This window comes from uncultured Vagococcus sp., from assembly GCF_963518325.1.
Classification (GTDB): domain Bacteria; phylum Bacillota; class Bacilli; order Lactobacillales; family Vagococcaceae; genus Vagococcus_D.
The window spans coordinates 1-16,917 of sequence record NZ_CAUQJB010000056.1; the positions used below are offsets into that span (position 1 = coordinate 1).

14 protein-coding genes and 1 pseudogene are annotated in these 16,917 nt (G+C 35.7%); 9 read left to right on the forward strand and 6 right to left on the reverse strand.

The genetic code is table 11. The annotated features are described in order from the left end of the window. Positions 1–85: pseudogene (locus tag RWN13_RS23020) on the reverse strand (IS6 family transposase); the annotation flags it as partial. A gap of 247 nt (positions 86–332) precedes the next feature. On the opposite strand from RWN13_RS23020, the gene RWN13_RS23025 reads away from it, so the two are divergent. From RWN13_RS23025 to RWN13_RS23040, 4 genes are all read left to right on the forward strand, one after another. After that, positions 333–3,803: a SpaA isopeptide-forming pilin-related protein gene (locus RWN13_RS23025; protein WP_314068475.1), complete on the forward strand. Its 3,471-nt coding sequence runs from the start codon at positions 333–335 to the stop codon at positions 3,801–3,803. Further along, complete coding sequence (locus RWN13_RS23030) at positions 3,803–5,818, forward strand: SpaH/EbpB family LPXTG-anchored major pilin (protein WP_314068477.1); 2,016 nt, start codon at positions 3,803–3,805, stop codon at positions 5,816–5,818. Before RWN13_RS23025 ends, RWN13_RS23030 begins: the two co-directional genes overlap by 1 nt. Positions 5,819–5,993: 175 nt before the next feature. Further along, positions 5,994–6,890, forward strand: a complete 897-nt coding sequence (locus RWN13_RS23035) for a class C sortase (RefSeq protein WP_314068479.1) — start codon at positions 5,994–5,996, stop codon at positions 6,888–6,890. A 45-nt stretch (positions 6,891–6,935) separates the two neighbouring features. Then, on the forward strand, positions 6,936–7,886 hold the full coding sequence (locus tag RWN13_RS23040) for a class C sortase (RefSeq protein ID WP_314068480.1): 951 nt from the start codon (positions 6,936–6,938) through the stop codon (positions 7,884–7,886). Positions 7,887–8,011: 125 nt separating this feature from the next. On the opposite strand, the gene RWN13_RS23045 is transcribed toward RWN13_RS23040, so the two are convergent. Together RWN13_RS23045 and RWN13_RS23050 are read right to left on the reverse strand one after the other, a co-directional pair. After that, the gene (locus tag RWN13_RS23045; protein WP_314068499.1) at positions 8,012–8,461 is read right to left on the reverse strand and encodes a transposase; all 450 of its coding nucleotides are present in this window, start codon (positions 8,459–8,461) and stop codon (positions 8,012–8,014) included. A gap of 12 nt (positions 8,462–8,473) precedes the next feature. Further along, positions 8,474–9,160 carry a transposase gene (locus RWN13_RS23050; RefSeq protein ID WP_314068482.1) on the reverse strand — a complete coding sequence of 229 codons (687 nt, stop codon included), beginning with the start codon at positions 9,158–9,160 and terminating at the stop codon, positions 8,474–8,476. A 284-nt stretch (positions 9,161–9,444) separates the two neighbouring features. On the opposite strand from RWN13_RS23050, the gene RWN13_RS23055 reads away from it, so the two are divergent. After that, a complete protein-coding gene (locus RWN13_RS23055) occupies positions 9,445–9,747 on the forward strand; it encodes a hypothetical protein (RefSeq protein ID WP_314068484.1) in 303 nt (100 codons plus the stop codon). Positions 9,748–9,808: 61 nt separating this feature from the next. On the opposite strand, the gene RWN13_RS23060 is transcribed toward RWN13_RS23055, so the two are convergent. Then, the gene (locus RWN13_RS23060) at positions 9,809–10,777 is read right to left on the reverse strand and encodes a VOC family protein (RefSeq protein WP_314068486.1); all 969 of its coding nucleotides are present in this window, start codon (positions 10,775–10,777) and stop codon (positions 9,809–9,811) included. Between the two features lie 39 nt (positions 10,778–10,816). On the opposite strand from RWN13_RS23060, the gene RWN13_RS23065 reads away from it, so the two are divergent. The 4 genes from RWN13_RS23065 to RWN13_RS23080 all read left to right on the forward strand — a co-directional run bounded on the left by RWN13_RS23065 (position 10,817) and on the right by RWN13_RS23080 (position 13,223). Then, on the forward strand, positions 10,817–11,416 hold the full coding sequence (locus RWN13_RS23065; protein WP_314068488.1) for a phospholipase: 600 nt from the start codon (positions 10,817–10,819) through the stop codon (positions 11,414–11,416). 238 nt (positions 11,417–11,654) lie between these two features. Then, positions 11,655–11,849 (forward strand): hypothetical protein, encoded by a 195-nt coding sequence (locus RWN13_RS23070; protein ID WP_314068490.1) that lies wholly within the window; start codon positions 11,655–11,657, stop codon positions 11,847–11,849. A 172-nt stretch (positions 11,850–12,021) separates the two neighbouring features. After that, positions 12,022–12,618: a hypothetical protein gene (locus RWN13_RS23075; protein WP_314068492.1), complete on the forward strand. Its 597-nt coding sequence runs from the start codon at positions 12,022–12,024 to the stop codon at positions 12,616–12,618. Between the two features lie 392 nt (positions 12,619–13,010). Beyond that, positions 13,011–13,223: a hypothetical protein gene (locus RWN13_RS23080; protein ID WP_314068494.1), complete on the forward strand. Its 213-nt coding sequence runs from the start codon at positions 13,011–13,013 to the stop codon at positions 13,221–13,223. Positions 13,224–13,920: 697 nt separating this feature from the next. Here RWN13_RS23080 and RWN13_RS23085 read toward each other — a convergent pair. Beyond that, the gene (locus RWN13_RS23085; protein WP_314068495.1) at positions 13,921–14,928 is read right to left on the reverse strand and encodes an NAD-dependent epimerase/dehydratase family protein; all 1,008 of its coding nucleotides are present in this window, start codon (positions 14,926–14,928) and stop codon (positions 13,921–13,923) included. Between the two features lie 273 nt (positions 14,929–15,201). After that, entirely contained in the window at positions 15,202–16,461 is a 1,260-nt protein-coding gene (locus RWN13_RS23090) for a hypothetical protein (protein ID WP_314068497.1), read from the reverse strand. Positions 16,462–16,917 lie beyond the last annotated feature (456 nt).

The window sequence follows — 16,917 nt, forward strand, 5'->3', positions numbered from 1 at the left end:
CATCACGGTAACTTAAGTTATACCGTAGATAGTAGCCTACGGCTACCATGATAATGTCTTGTTTGAATTGTTTGCCTTTAAAATGGGTCGTGAATGTTCTTTTGGTCTGTTGTTTCTTTCTATTTTACAGTAAATGGACGCCTAGATGAAATTTTGCAACAGAACCTTCAGTACTCAATCTAGTGTTTAATTGTCGTTTTATAAGACATTTTAAATTGTTTTGAAAGCTAATTAATATGCTATTATATTTTTAATAAAGGCAATTTCCAGAGAGTTAAGAAGTGTTACGAAACTTATTAAATGTTGAAAACTGAAGGGAAGAAGGTCTTCACATGTTGAAAAAAACGATGAGGTACATTAAAAAGAGTAGCTATTTATTTCTAAAATATATTTTTTTTATCATACTTTTCATTACTGTTAATAGTAATGAAGCGAGAGCGACTGACATTAGTTTTTCAAGTTCGGGAGACAGTGAAGAGATTACCTTCTCAGAAGCTCTTATAAGTGCGGAGCAGGACCGGCGACAAGTTCCTGATTCAGAGAACACTTTAGCTTATGTAGAGAACACAGCATTTATAGATTTTTCAATAGAAGATAATTTGGAAATGATACAAGATAGTGCAGCAATTGGAACACCATTCTTTATGAACCTAACTTTTACTATAAAAAAAGAATCATTGCCTCTTTTGGAAGGAAAACATATCTACTATGATTTTCCGAATAAATATTTTGAAATGTTACCCAATAAAGAAATACCAGTTATGTCCAATGGAGTTGAAATAGGGAAGACTGGGCGAGCAAGCAGCGGTGATCAGTTCGTGGAATTATTTATTAATTCAGGGATATCAGCTAGCCTTGCAGGTGGGAATGAAATTATTTTTACAATAAGTCCAGTACTCAGGCCAAAAGAATCTTTGGCTTTTACTGAAAATGATAAAGAGACGTCCCTTAAATTTGTAACACCAATAAGTGAATTCCTTTTTACTATTCTTCCACACAATTCAGGGATTTATCAATGGACAGAACCTTACAAAGATGATGGTACTTGGTTCGATAGAAGCAGAAATCTAAATAGGAACCCTCTAGATGCTTATTGGGAAGAAGATATTGGATTTTGGTTCCCTTATCTTCATATTCAAGTAAATCCGGGCGAATTAAGAAGAAAATTCCCCGATTATAAAGGAGATTTTAATGCAAATAATGGTCGATTGTACTTTTACTATTTTTGGGGTAAAACAGCGCCGAATGGATTGTACTACAATGACTTGATTGCTCTTTGTATAGATTTATTTCATAGCTTAGTATCAAATAATGGCGGGAAATATGATGAATTAGACCAGTACATGACGGATGAAGGCGCACGAGATGTGGTTTATGCCATGCATGCAGGTGCTATGTTAGCAGCAGAGTACGGAGATAATGTTGGACCCGGAATACAAGTTTCTTCTAAAAAATTAAATACAGAAGTCCCTTTGTCATTTTTAGGTACGAGAGATCAAGAATACAATCAGAGGCGCTATCTAGTTGCTGCGCAATTAGCAACATGGATTATAAGTACGTCTACTAATCTTGATGAAGGGTATCGTTTAGATTTAGATTTATCTGATTTTGAGGTGAATATGTCAAAAGACCCTAAAGGACCTAAACAAGTTGTTGACTTGGAACCACAAATTGAAGAAATCGTTCTTTATATGGATGGGTTTAAGGATACTACATTTCTTGATGAGCAAAAAGAGCCCTTAAAAATTGGAATTGGAGAAACGGTTACTCTATTTGAAATTCCAGAAGAGCAACAGATATTCGATTATTATATTGATATAGAAAATTCTAAAGGGTTGGAGAACTTGGATTTTATAGGAGCGGATCATGATACAGGTCAAGTAAAAGAAAAGTTACAGGTAAAGGCACTCAATAGTATTGCGAAAAATGATGTGAGGATTATTCTGAAAAAGGATTTTCCTGGTTTGTTAGGAACAAATAACGGACCAACCGCGTTATCTTCGGATAAAAATCAGGCGAAAGCTTTATACTCGATGCCTGAAGAATATAAAATGTCGGTGGATTATTCAGTTTATACGACTCCTAAAGAAATAATGCTAACTAAAACGGATAGAGATACAGGAGAACCGATAGAGGGAGTAGAGTTTACGCTTCAATATCTGAGTCGTAATCGAAACTTGTGGGTACAAGAGTATTATGAAGGTAAAGATATAAAACTTGTAACAGATGCTATGGGTCAAATCATTATCAATGAAAATACACATCCAGGACTTATAAGTATGATGCTAAGTGATTATAATAATGAGTCTAATGTTACTACTGGTTATCGATTCAGGGAGTCCAAAGTACCAGATGGCTATGTAGACCCGGAATATCCCATTGGATCAAACGGTCAAGAGCCTAAAGGTGATCCCGGAGATAAATTTTCCGTAGTAGTGGATATGGAAAAATTAGAAAAAAATGAGACGCAAACATTAAATTTACAAATGGAAAATGACAAAATAGAAGAAATAGAAAAAGAAATTGAATTAAAAAAACTAGATAAGGAAACCGGAAAACCATTGGCTGGTGTTGACTTTGTCATTCAATCAGAACGCGATAATGGAAAATGGGACTCGGAGTATAAAGTTCTTGGTACGAAAGAAAAAGTTTTTACTACGGATAAGTCAGGAAAAATTATCATCAATGAGGAGACCTATCCTGGTTTAATCGCTCAATTGATTAATGATTATCAGAATGATGCCAAGATTAAAGGCTTTAGATTTAGAGAAAAACGCGCACCCAAAGGGTATAAAGACCCAGAATTTACTACAGGGAAAGAAAAACCTGGAGATCCAGGAGATAAATTTTCTGAGGTTATCGATATGAAATCTCTAGAAAAACAAAAATCTGTCACATTAAGTTTAACTTTGGAAAATGAAAAACTGGATAAAGAGATTATCGTCGAGAAAATTGACAAAAAAACAAAGCAATCTTTAGCAGGTGTTGAGTTTGTGATCCAATCGCATCTGACTACTGGAAAATGGGATTCTGAGTATAAAGTACTCGGTACAAAGGAAAAAGTCTTTATTACGGATAAGTCTGGAAAAATAATCATTAATGAGCAGACCTATCCGGGTCTAATCAATCAATTGATTGATGATTATCAGAATGACGCTAAAATTACAGACTTTAGATTTAGAGAGAAAAGCGCACCAAAAGGGTACAATGATCCGAAATTTATTTCTGGAAAAGAAAATCCAGGAAATCCAGGTGATAAGTTTTCTAAAGAAATAGATCTGGATCAATTTATTGATGGTAACAGGGAGACATTAACACTTGAATTAGCTAATGAAAAACTTGAATATGAATTAGAAATTACCAAAGTTGATGACGATGGAAACAAACTCCAAGGGGCTGAATTCACCTTAACCTCTGATAATAAAGAGTTAGCACCAATTGTTTCAAAAGGTAAAAAAGGTATTTTCCAATTTAACCCTCTATATGCGGATGTTACTTACACTTTAACGGAAACAAAAGCACCAGATAGTTATTTGCTAAAAACTTCTCCGTATAAAATTCAATTAACATCGAATGGGGAAATGATTGTTTTACTTGATGGGAATAGGTTGGTAGAAGGTAAAGATTATAGTTGGAATGCGGAAACGCTATCTTTATCTTTTGAAGTAATAAACAAAAAAACTGAAATGCCAGTTACTGGTGGAATAGGTACCTTCGTTTATTTCATCATTGGATTAGTGTTAATAGGTGTGGCGTATCATATGTATGGCGTACCTAAAAAAATAAAAGGAGATGATTTTTAATGAAGAATGAAAATGGAAATAAGGGGTTACATTCCTTAGTTATTATGATAATAGCTTTACTATCAATTGTGACCGTAAATAGTTTGAAAGCAGAAGCAAAGGAGACCAATATACAAGATACAGGGTCATTAACCATTCATAAATTGTTAAATCCTAACTATCTGCCTGGAGAAGCTGTTGGAGAAAATGAAGAATTTAAAGGAGACGGAACTAACTCAGGCTCTAATGCAAACGGTGGAAACAACATTACGGGAAAACCGTTAAAAGATGTAGAGTTTACAATTGTTGGTCCATTGACCGACGCACAAATTGCTGCATTAGAAGGAACAAATGGTTATATCACAACAGGAGAAGCAATTAAGTTTATCAATACTGCTCCCGCAGGAACGACTAAATATTCCCAAAAAACTGGTATTGACGGAACTGCTAAATTTACAAAGTTACCTGTTAATACAAAAAAATTAAACGAAAACCGTTGGTTGGTTGTAGAAACAGATACCCCTGATCATGTTGATGGAACAGCGTTACCAGTGATTGTCAATGTACCTGTTCCGACGATTGAAAGCGAACAAAATGCCTATAATTATGATGTCCATTTATTTATGAAGAATTATGTATCTGATGAACCGGAAATAGAAAAAGAAATTGATAAACCGACTCATAGTACTGGAGATCGTGTTTTATACGAACTAAAAATAAATAATTTACCAGATGATATTGGAACTTTTGAAAGACTAGAAGTTTATGATGCATTAGATAAACGTTTGAGTTTAATTGGTAAAACCCCATATACAGAATCAATTGGTGAAGTAACTTTAAAAGCTGAGAATGGCACAGTTAAAAAGACTTTTAAATCGTTTATTACTGATAAAGAAAATCTGAATGCCAGTAATATAGCAGCAGGAAATGATTTAATTATACGTACAGGTAAAGCAAAAGAAAAAGGCAAAGGTCAATATATTTATTGGAGCTTTACGAAAGAAGGGATAGCAAAACTTGTAGATTCTGAAAATGGTGATTACATTGAGTTGCCTTTTGAAGCAATCGTTAACGATAAAGCAACTAACCAAGAAGCAATCCTTAACCAAGGGGAATTAGGATTCGAAAATGATTGGGGATATGGAACGAAACCAACAGATCCAGTAACACCTGATACACCAGTAGAACCAGGAACTCCAATTCCAGTTCCACAGAAACCATCAGAAATTGTCAGCACAATCTACGGTAAGAAAAATTTTATTAAGACAGATGCAGACTCAGATAAAGTCTTGCCAGAAGCAGAGTTTATTGTAAAAGATGTCCCAGTTAAGGATGTTAATACATTTGATGCTAAGGGGAATAAACTTGTGTTGCCTGCTGGTGTCGAGATATATGCAGTTATTGAAAAAGGTCGTGTGGTTCGATGGACTGCTGATAAAGCAGAGGCAACACCGATTGTTTCTGGAACGAATGGCAAATTCGCTGTTGATGGATTAGCCTATACCAACGAAGTGAATTATAGTAAACAATATATCTTTAAAGTAATGACACCATTGACAACTCTCAATGACGACGGTGAAGTAGTAGTGTATCAACCAGAAAAAAGTGTTGTAAAAGAATACACGACGGTAGCAGCAAAGGTTAGAACAGCTGCTACGACTGCTGGCGAAATAAATGCAGAAATTCAGTCTATCCTTGATAAGAACAATGATTGGGTATTTTATAAAGAGTCAGAAACTAATCCAGCACAAATTGACTATCTAGGAGCAGTAATTCACGACTATGCATTAGAAGAAACGAAAGCGCCACAAGGTTATGTGCCACTACCTACAGATATTAAATTTATTGTACCTGGGGTTGAGACTGGAAAAGATGAAAATGGTCGCCCAGTGTATGATACTACAGAAGTTGCAATTCCCAATAAAAAATTACCTGGCATGCCTATTACAGGTGGTGTTGGCACAATTATTTTCTTAATTGTTGGGGTCGTCTTTATCGGATTCTCTTACTATCTACGCCGTTCTAAAACAGTTTAAAAATTAAAAATAAATTAGAGGGAAGGTAATGAGTTAAGAGAGTCTTTTAATACTCATTACCTTCTTTCATACTATTAAGTATTAATTATTTTAATCAACTTAGAGAGAGTAATGTTGGTCATTAAATTTATGGTTATATAATAGATGAATTCAGAAAAAATAAGGGTGAATGTAAGTGAGTAAACAAACAAACAAACCTACTGAGACGAAGAATCAAAAAAGAAATAAAAAACAAAATTCGGAGTCACGGAATGCAACAAGAAGAACTCTGTCATACTTACCTTTGTTGTTAGGGATTCTTATTTTTTCATATCCGTTTGTAAGCAATTCTTATTATAAAGTGAAACAAAAACAAGCCAACGATATTTACTTTCAAGAAACGGGAAAAAAGGAACTTAGCAATCAAAATAAAATAAAAAAAGAGTACGAGCAATATAATAAAAACCTTGCCGAACAAAATTATCAAGATCTGAGTATGCCGTTTTCAAAGGCGCAGAGGGATAACACATTAAATGATAAAAATAAAGAATTAGGAGAAGTCCTTGCAGTTGTTGAGATACCTAAAATACTAGTTAAATTACCCGTATATAATGGTACAAGTGAAACTCAATTACAAAACGGGATAGGCTTATTAAATAATACGTCACTGCCTATCGGAGGTACAGGTACCCACTCTGTTATGACAGGTCATAGGGGACTTCCATCAGCGAAATTATTTACAGATTTACCTAAATTAGAGTTGAAGGATCAATTTTATATTCATATTCAAAATGAGACTCATGCCTATGAAATTGATCAGATTAAAGTAGTTGAGCCCACACAAATGGAGGAGTTACAAATTGTGAATGATCAAGATTACGTCACACTGCTGACCTGTACACCCTACATGATTAATACTCATCGACTATTAGTTAGAGGACATCGTGTTCCTTATAAGGAGGAACGGAGAGTCTCAGATTTAAAAGCAGCAAATAAACATTATTGGTTGGAAATTTCGCTGTTTATTGTGGGTGCGGGAGCGACTGTTCTTTTTATTACCTGGAGAATAAAAAAGAAACACTCGAAGCTCTAAAATGTAAAAAGAAAAGAAATGAGAGTAGATAAGTAGGTGATCAAAATGAAAAAGGAGAATAAATCGCGGAAGTTACTGTCTCTATTTCTTAACATATTAGGGCTAATGCTCGTTTTATGGATTCCTTACATAGGAATCGTAAAACATATTAGCCAAGAAAAAGAACTGAATAAATTAGTACAGGATAGTCATTCACCAGTTTCTGAATTAAAACACTTAGATGATTACTTGGAAAATAGGGATGAAAACCAATTGAATGTGTTTGATCCATTTCTTAACAATCGGTCTGAGGAAGGAAATTACTCAGGTGCAGTTGGTGTGATAGTTATTCCAGAAATAGAGCTTCGTTTACCCATCTACGTAGGAGCGAGTGATGATAATCTATCAAAAGGTGGTGCCTTCGTGAATGGCACTGACTTACCTTTAAAAGGACCTGGGACACATTCTGTTCTGGCGGGGCATCGTGGGTGGTATGGCAGCAACTATTTTTTAAATATTAATAGACTGAAACCAGGTGACGTGATTTATTTATCCTATTTAGGAGAAACAGGTTATTATGTCGTGACAGATAGTGAGTTAATCAGGCCTTGGGAGATGGATCGTTTGTTAGAAAAGAAAGACGCTGAATGCTTAACGCTTTTGACCTGTCATCCGATTCTTTCAAATGAACAACGATTATTAGTTAATAGCAGATTATTGAATGAAGAGGAAGTAAACGCGTTAGTTGGTAAAAATTCGCCTTCAATACTTACAGAACGTCTACCCAAGAATCTGAAAAATCAAACGGATAATTCTTCAGAAGAAACGAGACAAGATCAACTGGTTAAAAAGAATCAATTTGTCAAAAAAGAAACAAAGCTATCAAATGCTTTTTATCAAATGAGTTTATATGAATATTGGTTCTACTGGATCATCTTAGGCTGTGGTATGTCAGTTCTTATCTATGATTTTGTTAAAATATTTAGAATGATTGTTGCTTATACTATTTTTAAATAAAATGATATCCACATTCGATTCTCATATAGTAAGACTAAAAGTGCCAAGACAGAGATATAAATGAGCCAATTTCATAATTCGCTTTTTTAAAAAGCAAACACTCATCTAATTTTAAATAATCAATTTTAAAATGACACGACTGTTTCTTTTTTAGCTAATAACTGTACGCAAAACGTTTTTAAATTGTAGGCCAATTGGATTAATTGGTGTTCGACTACCACTCGTGTGCCGGTAAAATAGGTCGTACTATTGAGTCCATAATTGTCTTTAAGATAGGCATTAACACGCTCGACCGACGTTCGTTCTTTATATTGTTTCCGCCACGCTCGTGTTCCTCGGGCGGGGTGTGAATAATTACGAACGTTGTTAGATTGTTTGATTTTGATGGCTTTTTGACAGAGTCCCTCATTTTTTAAAGGGCAATCACGACAATGGATTTCGGGCTTTCTAAATTTTAACGCACCATAACGCTTATCAAAACTATCATATCGGTAGCTATATTCTAACAGACAGGTTGGTGCATAAAAGCGATCGATCTCTCCCTCATTTTTAGGAACACGTTTTAAATCAATGATCGGCTCAAGTTGTCACTCATGGGCTTTTTCATAGATGGCTTGGGAATCATAGCCCTTGTCCATTAAAACAAAGGCATCTTCAACGCCTAAATCAGCTACTTTCATCATTAAAGGAATCACGACACTGACATCTGCCACAAAAGCAGACGTTGTGATGCCAGCTAAGATATATTGGCTATGGGCCGTGACGGCATAATGGTTCTTATAGCCAAACCAATAATTATGTTTGCCTTGACTGTTTGCTTTCACACCCCACGAAGGATAAATCGGTAATTCTTGACAGAGCTCTTTGGTTGTCATTTCTTTTTGAACAGTTGTGGATGAGACCTTTTCATTCTCTGTTTTTTTAGGCTTGGAATGAGCGTCAACAGCCGTTGCATCGATGGCAACGTCTTCTGTATAAATGTGAAATTCTTGATTGATTTTAGACAGTAACTCGTCATTTAATTGAGCTAAAACCGCTGGGTTGTCGCTTAACGTTTTCATAATCCGACAGAAACTTGCTTCTGAAGGCACCCGTTCAGAATAAAGAAAGCCTAAACTTAGTTTGAAGGCGACATCTTCGTTTAATCGTTGAACAAGGGCTTTAATCGATGGAATCCCCTCAATATAGCGGGTAATCATCGCTCTAATAGCTGCCTCATAGTTGAGAGAAATGGGCGCACCGACACGGGTTTCTTTTTGAAAGAGTGCCATCATTGGATAAAACTCGATGGGGAGAAAATATGGGCATGTCGTTCTTTAACATCAAGTTGCATTAAAACTTCTAGGTCAATGAAGGTCGGTTGTTGTATAATGGTCATAAGGGAACACTCCTTTTTGATTATGTTTGTGTCGTAACTACATGATATCAAAAATGGGGAGGTTCCCTTTTTTTATTTGATTTTATCCCTTGTGTGACGAGGGCTTTGAATTATTAAATTAGCTCAGTTAGTTTACATAAGACATATTAAGAAGAACAAAATAATCTTTCGAAGAGTGAAATGCGAGTCAGCATTGATATTCCCATATTTTTAGATAGCAGTATTTTCAAAATTGAGGAAATCATCGAGAAGGTCAGTGATGAACAATTACCTAAACACCCAGAAGTTAAGCAGAAACCAACTATTCAGGGCCTAACCCATGCACCAGACGGTAACTTCTATTATCGGGTGACCTTGCATACGCGAAATGCCAACCAAACAACAATCAGAGCGGCTTTTTATAAGTATTATATTACAGCCTTAATTTCTCAGGGAGTTGCCTTACCAGATACCCGCTGGTCGATGAATCAACGAAGGGAGTAAGGAAGTTCTGACTGAATGGCTGATAAAAAGGGTGTTGATGACCTCATCAACACCCTTTAAACTAACTTTCCCGTCGATAATGATCGAGAGCTGAAAGCTCTTGTTCGATTCGGTCACGTTTGATTTGTAGATAATCGGGTAAATATAAGGGAACCTCATCAATATCATCTGCTGAGCATGGTTCAGGGACTTTTTTTATTTTTGAAGCCACTTCAAATAAAAGTCCATTAGGTTCTCTGAAATAGATGGCATCAAAAAATTCGCGTGGATGTAGTCCAGAATTGGGGAAATTTTTGTCGATTATTTTTTCATTTATCGCAAGTAAGTCTGAATAATCTTCAGCGTAGAGGGCTAAATGATGGATTCCGCCAATCCCTTGGTCTTCTAATGGGGCAATATGGTCTTCAATTAAATGAATTTCATGTTGGAACTCACTGTTAGGGTTTTTTAAGAGGGTCACTGGAAAAATCGTGTCTTCTAAAAAGGCTGAACGTTCGAAAGCAAACCATTCAACTAAGATCTTTTCAGTCGCTTTAGGATAACGGACACGCAGGTGAACCGAGTGAATCCCGATAATAGCATGTTCTAGAGGCACCTCACTTTCCCGATTGGGATAAAAAGTGCCTTCAGATTGCGACGCAAGAGATAAACCAAGTGGCATACCGTCAGGATCTTCGAAACGAATAATTTTGCTATGACCATAATTTTCAATCCCACAGTGTTCGACCTGATTGTCATCAAATCGCTGTAACCAATAGTGTAATGCCTCTTCTGAGGTAACCGAAAAGACAGCTCGATCGATAGCATTAGTGCCAAAAGTATTCTTTTTGAACGTGTTGATTTGAAAGACGGTAAATTCTGTACCAGGTCGTCCTTGTTCATCGGCAAAAAACAAATGATACATGGTATGATCGTCTTGGTTAACGGTCTTCATAAGTAGTTTCAATCCTAGTAGGTTGTGATAGAATTGAAATGATACATGAATATCAGCAACAAGGGATGAGACATGGTGGATACCTAAACATTTCATTTTATGATCATTCCTTTTATTAAATTTGGGAGGTGCATGATGCAACATTTTATGTCTGAAAAAAGCCCAGACGAATTGTTTGTCTTATTACATGGTACAGGAGGAAACGAGTTTAGTCTACTTTTTTTAACGGGGGAATTGAACCCGAAAGCTAGCCTCATTAGTTTTATTGGCAATCATTTGACTGGCGAGCAAAGACGGTATTTTCCGTTACCAACTAATGGTCAATTAGACCAGCCAAGTTTTAATGTGGCAGTCGATGATTTTTTAGAAGAATGGGACAAATTAGAGCTGGATTATCCACAAATTACCTTTATTGGCTATTCTAATGGGGCCAATTTATTACAGGGAATTCTACAAAAACGACCAAACATTGCCCAGCGTGTCGTCTTGTTACACCCTCAAGAATTTCAGTTAGAGTTTGAAAATGAAATCGGGAACTGCCAAGTCCTTTTGACCACTGGTGCAAACGATCCATTGGTGATACCAGGTGACGCTATGGCACTTAGTAAGCGCCTGAGAGAGAGGTTTAAAGAAGTCGAACTGATAATTACTGATGGTGAGCATGGTGTCACCGATGAAGAAATTTTCAAAGTCCGTCAATGGTATCAAGGGAAAATAAACCCAGTTATTGAGTAAAGAAAATAGGCGACTTAGGAAAGGGAGACGAAGGGAAGTTCCTATGTCTCCCTTTTTATCAAACCACTGTCTGTTGTTGGACTAAAAAAAAGATTAAATCATCTTCTAACTGACGGATTTCATTAGTGGTACTGATAGCAAAATCTGGCGACCTTATAACCTTCACCCTATTGGTTCCCAGCCGAAGGGAGAATAAGCCATTAAACTGCCAGTTTAAAGCGGCTTTGGATGATTAATAGTGCCAGCTTGTGTTATGGCTCTTCACCATTTTTTTTATGTGACGGTTATTTTGTTTGCCTTTTGCCTTGGCCTTAGTTCTCCATCTTCAGGCGCTGAACTGGAAGGGGAGTTAGCCATGGCTTATCCTGAGTCCATACAAGGGTCTGCTGTTGAGCAGATTGTCTTAGGTGACAGGTCCTTTTTGCGAAACTAAAATGTATGAATAAAAAAATTATGAAGACGGTCAGCAAACAAGATCCCCGTTTCCCAGACCCTGATAACACATCAGATATCTCGTTTCTGGAAGAAGCTGAGTTAATTGATTTTGCTGCGTCAGTTTCTAATTAAGACAGAGATAACAATTATCAAAAGAGAGGCCACTAGCGATGGAAACGAAAAAAATGTATCAAACCAGTTATAATTTTATAGAAAAACAAGGTATATTATCGAGTAAACAAGAACAACTGTATGATAAGTTTTTTCTCTTAGAGAATTTAACTGAATTGAACTTAAGGATCCCGAAATATTGCATTGATATTTTACCGGCACCAATGCGCAACCCGATATTTTTTGAAGAATTTGATTATGATAGAAATTCTGGAAACTCATTATGGCGCAGTAATTATCATGATTATTTCATAAAGTTCAGAAAGTTTTTATATACGATTATTGGTTACAGTCAGATAACCTTTGTTGAAACTACTTTCTTTGAAGAGGCGGGGACACCAGCAATTATCCAGATAAATACGAAAGGTGATAAGGCGATTTTGGAAGAAATCATTGTCAATTCTCTTAATGAATATGATAATACCTTAATTTCATTTCCGGAAGAGCAGACGGTTTTAATTTTTTCAGGTTTGTTTATTCAAGTGATAACAACTAACGGTGAGATGCTTGACCGAATGAAACTCATCGCAACCACAAATGGCTTGTATTGCCACTTGATGATTGATAATAGCTCTAATCCTGAGGCGCTGGTTTAATGGGATGGTTTTTATGGTTTAAGACCTCTGACTAGGTTTTAGTAGTTGTCTCTTAATATGGAATAAAACTCAATCTCTTTGAGGCATGAGTTTCTAATCGGTAAATAGTTGGCAATGTAAGGAAAGAAATTCTCTTGAAAAAAGCATTAATCGTATTTGTGATATTAATCGGGTTTATGTTAGTAGCGAATATGAAAGTAAAGGATAAATCTAAAGAGTTGAGTAACGTAACAGTTAAGTATGGCTTTTTTGAGTTAGTCCGAAAGTTAGGATTCTTAAAGCAGCCTTTTCTTGGTTAAATAAACAGACGGCTTGTTCGTTAATAATTTGGTGAAACTTGAAAAAGTTTAGTCGCCAGATTATTGGTGAATAAATAAAAATTGAGGTGAAAGATGATGGATCGATTAGTAACTACTGAGGATTCTCAGCATAAAGATGAATTTTTTTCACTAGTTGAAAGAATCAGAAAACTTGGATATGCGAAAATTTCAGGGAAGTATGCAAAAGTTTCAGATGAAACGGAAGCTATGATTTTACTTGCGATTGAAGAAGTTCTTGCAAAAGAAGAGCAAAAAAAAATCATCGACAGCCCATTTCCACGTTAATGAGAAACGAATTCACATTAACGTGGAACAAATGGAGCTGGGACATCAACTTTTTACAGTATGGACAAAGTCTCAGAGAAGTCAGTGTTGAAAAACTCAATCCGAGTAAATGCGAACGAAATTTTGACCCAGCGTGGTTTAGATTGAAAAGCCAAGTGATCAATTTAAGGTTGGGAAGTTGACTGCTAAAAAGGTGATGGAATGCGTAACTGTAAATGATAGTTTTCATCAGACGAATCAAGACAGTCAAAGCCAATGATTTTTATGTTCGATTGGTCTATATGGGACTTGAACGTGACAAGCTTGCTAAATTATGAATTCCCTATGCTCTCATGATTATGAGAGCTTTTTCTGTTTGCCTAGGATGGGTAAACTCTAACGGGTTCAAGTCCCAAGCACATCCGGTAGTGGAAAATACCTAGCCGAGAGCTAGAATATCCATCCTGAGGTGGAATCTAAAGGAAGTTTAAAGTAAATCTTCCAACGAACAGAAATTACATAAGAGGTAAGATCTGAGGAAAAGGCGGCCAAAGAAGGGACAGTCCCATCACTATAGCAACTATCAAAAGTCTTATGTGGTGGATCGATGGAGAGGAAAAGTTTGTTTTGGACTGGGGAGGGCTCGCCTATCGACTCTGGTTCAATCTAGCATTTTTCTGATTGTCATGATAGCCCCCTCATCTTTTTTCAGTTCTAATTATATTTTTTTCTCATTTTTAAGCCAAGTTATAGTATCCCGTATAGTTTCATCAAAAGGACGCAATTCAAAACCTAGTTCTTGTTTTGCTTTTTGATTAGAAAAATTATTGTTTCTACTTAAATTGTACAGTTCGAATTTAATTGAGTCACGTTTGTCATTAGTTGTCGATTTTGAAGCTAAGTTGGCACCTGCCATTTCTAGCATTTGTTGAGGCGGTAAGATAGTTTCAACAATAGGGGCACCGCTAGATAGGCTAATTAAATCAAACATTTGTCTCATTTCAACGAGCTCATTACTCAGAATGTAACCTTCACCTTTCCGACCTTTTGTCACTGCTTCAATAGTAGCAGTTGCTAAATCGCGAACATCTACAGCATTAAATGTCCCTTCAACTCCTACAGGCATGTCACCTTTACAATAACGAATAATAAAACTAACGAATGGGCCGAAAGAACCGTCGTAAGGGCCTGAAATACCGGATGGATAAATAATGGTAGCATCCAGACCTGTTTCATTAACACTGTTTAACACATGTTGTGTAGCCAATGCTTTTGTCTTAGCATAATAGCCGATAACTTTCTCAGGATAAAAGGATAGGGGTTCTTCAATTATTTGCCCATGGGGTAACTCTAAAATGGCTCCTGTCGAACTAACATAAACTAACTTTTTTACGTTATGCTTAACCGACAAGGCAACAATATGTTTTGTACCAGTCACATTCACATTATAAACTAAAGGATCTTCATTAGGTGACGTAGTAACTAAACTTGCACAATGAATAACAACTAACTCAACACCCTCAGGGACACTAAAGAAGTGTTCTAAACGACTAAGCTCAGTTAAATCTCCATAGCATACTTCTGTTTTTTCTGGAAGATATTGAGCTGCTTTATCACCGGGTAATACTAACGCACGCACACTTTTCCCACGTGTAATTAATTGATGTACAATGTTATTTCCTAGAAAACCAGCTGCTCCTGTTACTAAATATAATGTATTTTTCATAATAATCCTTCTTTCTCCAATTTTATTTGCGACGATATCTTTTCTTAAAACAACCACTGTACTAGTTAATAAATCAAGAGATAGCTAAAATTATACAGAGAATGTTTTTAGCAGTTACAGCAAACACCGATTCGGCCGTAAAGCTAGTAGCAAGAATTCCGACGATCTATGTGACTAAGGACGTTTTTGTATGTTGAATTGTCGAGTCCTTCTAAGTCATCAATAGTATGACTTAGTTCCCCGTATTCGTTACGTTTCGACTTCATTTGAATGCTATAGGATTGACTTATTGTGTAACATATCTTTTGGTGTTGAATATTTTTTTAGTGTTAAACTGTCATAATTAATACTATTGTCTTTTAATAATTGAAGAAATGCTTCAATGTATTTTTCATTTGAAAAACTTTGCATTATGTCTAAGTAAAATTTTTCTTTTAATGCAATCATTTCAATCGATAATCCTCTTGTTCCACTAGAATAAGTATGAACAGAGTGAACATATTGATCGATATCGCCTAAGTCCATTTGTCCAATATAGCTTAGAATAAATGTATCTGATAACAAATTATTAAAAATTGACAGTGTCTGTTGTTTATTAGTAAATCCTTCTATCCCGTCCAAATGGTTACTCAATGAAATAATAGTGTTTAACTGATAGTTAATATTTTCTTCTTTTTTAAAGTTAGCAATTAATTCTCGGTTATTTTCAGCTAATTTTTCATAACTATCTTGGTTAGATGCTATGTATGGAAGCTTTGCCGTACTCACGCAGTTTTTAAATGTGTTGTTCAAGCCAACTCCATCACGCAAGTCTACTGCAAGGTTACATATAACCGTTTCCGAATTTGTTAAATTATCAGTATTAGCAATAGCTTCTGAAAATAGGATTGCGATGGCAATAGCTGGCGTAGCATTGTGGTTTTTGGCAAAAGATAATAAGGATGATGAGTCGATGGAGACTTCTCTTCGGTAGGAATGAGTTAAACGGCTGGCTTGTTCCGAAGCCAAAGGAATAGAATAAACTCCAGTATATTCTTTCTGTGTGTGTTTGAGAGGACTTAATATCAGATTACCTGGTTCCTTTGTCTCATTTAATAAATAACTAGAACTTTCTGTGTAGTTATTATTAATGCTCAACTTTTCTCCTGTTGTAATAGAAATATAGTGATATAACAATGACCGAACAAAGGGGAGAATGCCTTTTCCATCGCACAAGCCATGATGATAATCAATGTACAAGGTTTTATCGTGGAAATGGACATCTATTAAGTGCTCATTGGCTTCTTTTCCTCCTAATGGGATATGGTTAGGGCTATTTCGTATAACAAAAGGTAGTGAGTTTTGTTCTAAATAGAAGTCACCAGCTACCTCTTTCAATTTACATGATAGATAATCAAATCGTTGAATCGTTAGACTAAATGCATCCTTTAGTGCCTCATGCTCAATTTGCTTTTTTAATGTAATGTCTATGACCATACTTTCGTATCCATTTTCTCTATATAAATAACATTGGCCTGTTTTTATTTTATTCATTTGTCATTCTCCATTTCTTATTGATACCCTAAGGATAGAGGAAAAATATTTATCCATTGTTTATAAATTATTGACGTTGTGTTAATTAAGGCGTATTGAGCGGATTGTGATTGCTTATGACGTGAGTTATTTTGGCAGGAAAAAATCGAATAATAATCATAATTTTCAGATATAGAGAAAAAAGCTTGAAAATCTAATTAATAGAGAGTGTGGTGACACCTTAGATCAGTGCTAATATCTAAGAACTAATTTTCATTAGTGAATCAATCGTTATCCAGTTATTGCTCACTCTGAGTATGTTCTAAAAAAAATGATAGCGTTTTCTTTTTGTGCAATGTGAGCATTAGGAATGAGTCAAATCAGTAGGAGTGTGTAACAGAATAAATTCGGTAACACTATTAGTTGGAAGGTCAATTATCTTGTTTAGAAAGTAAAGAAGGCTAGAAGTGAAAGTGA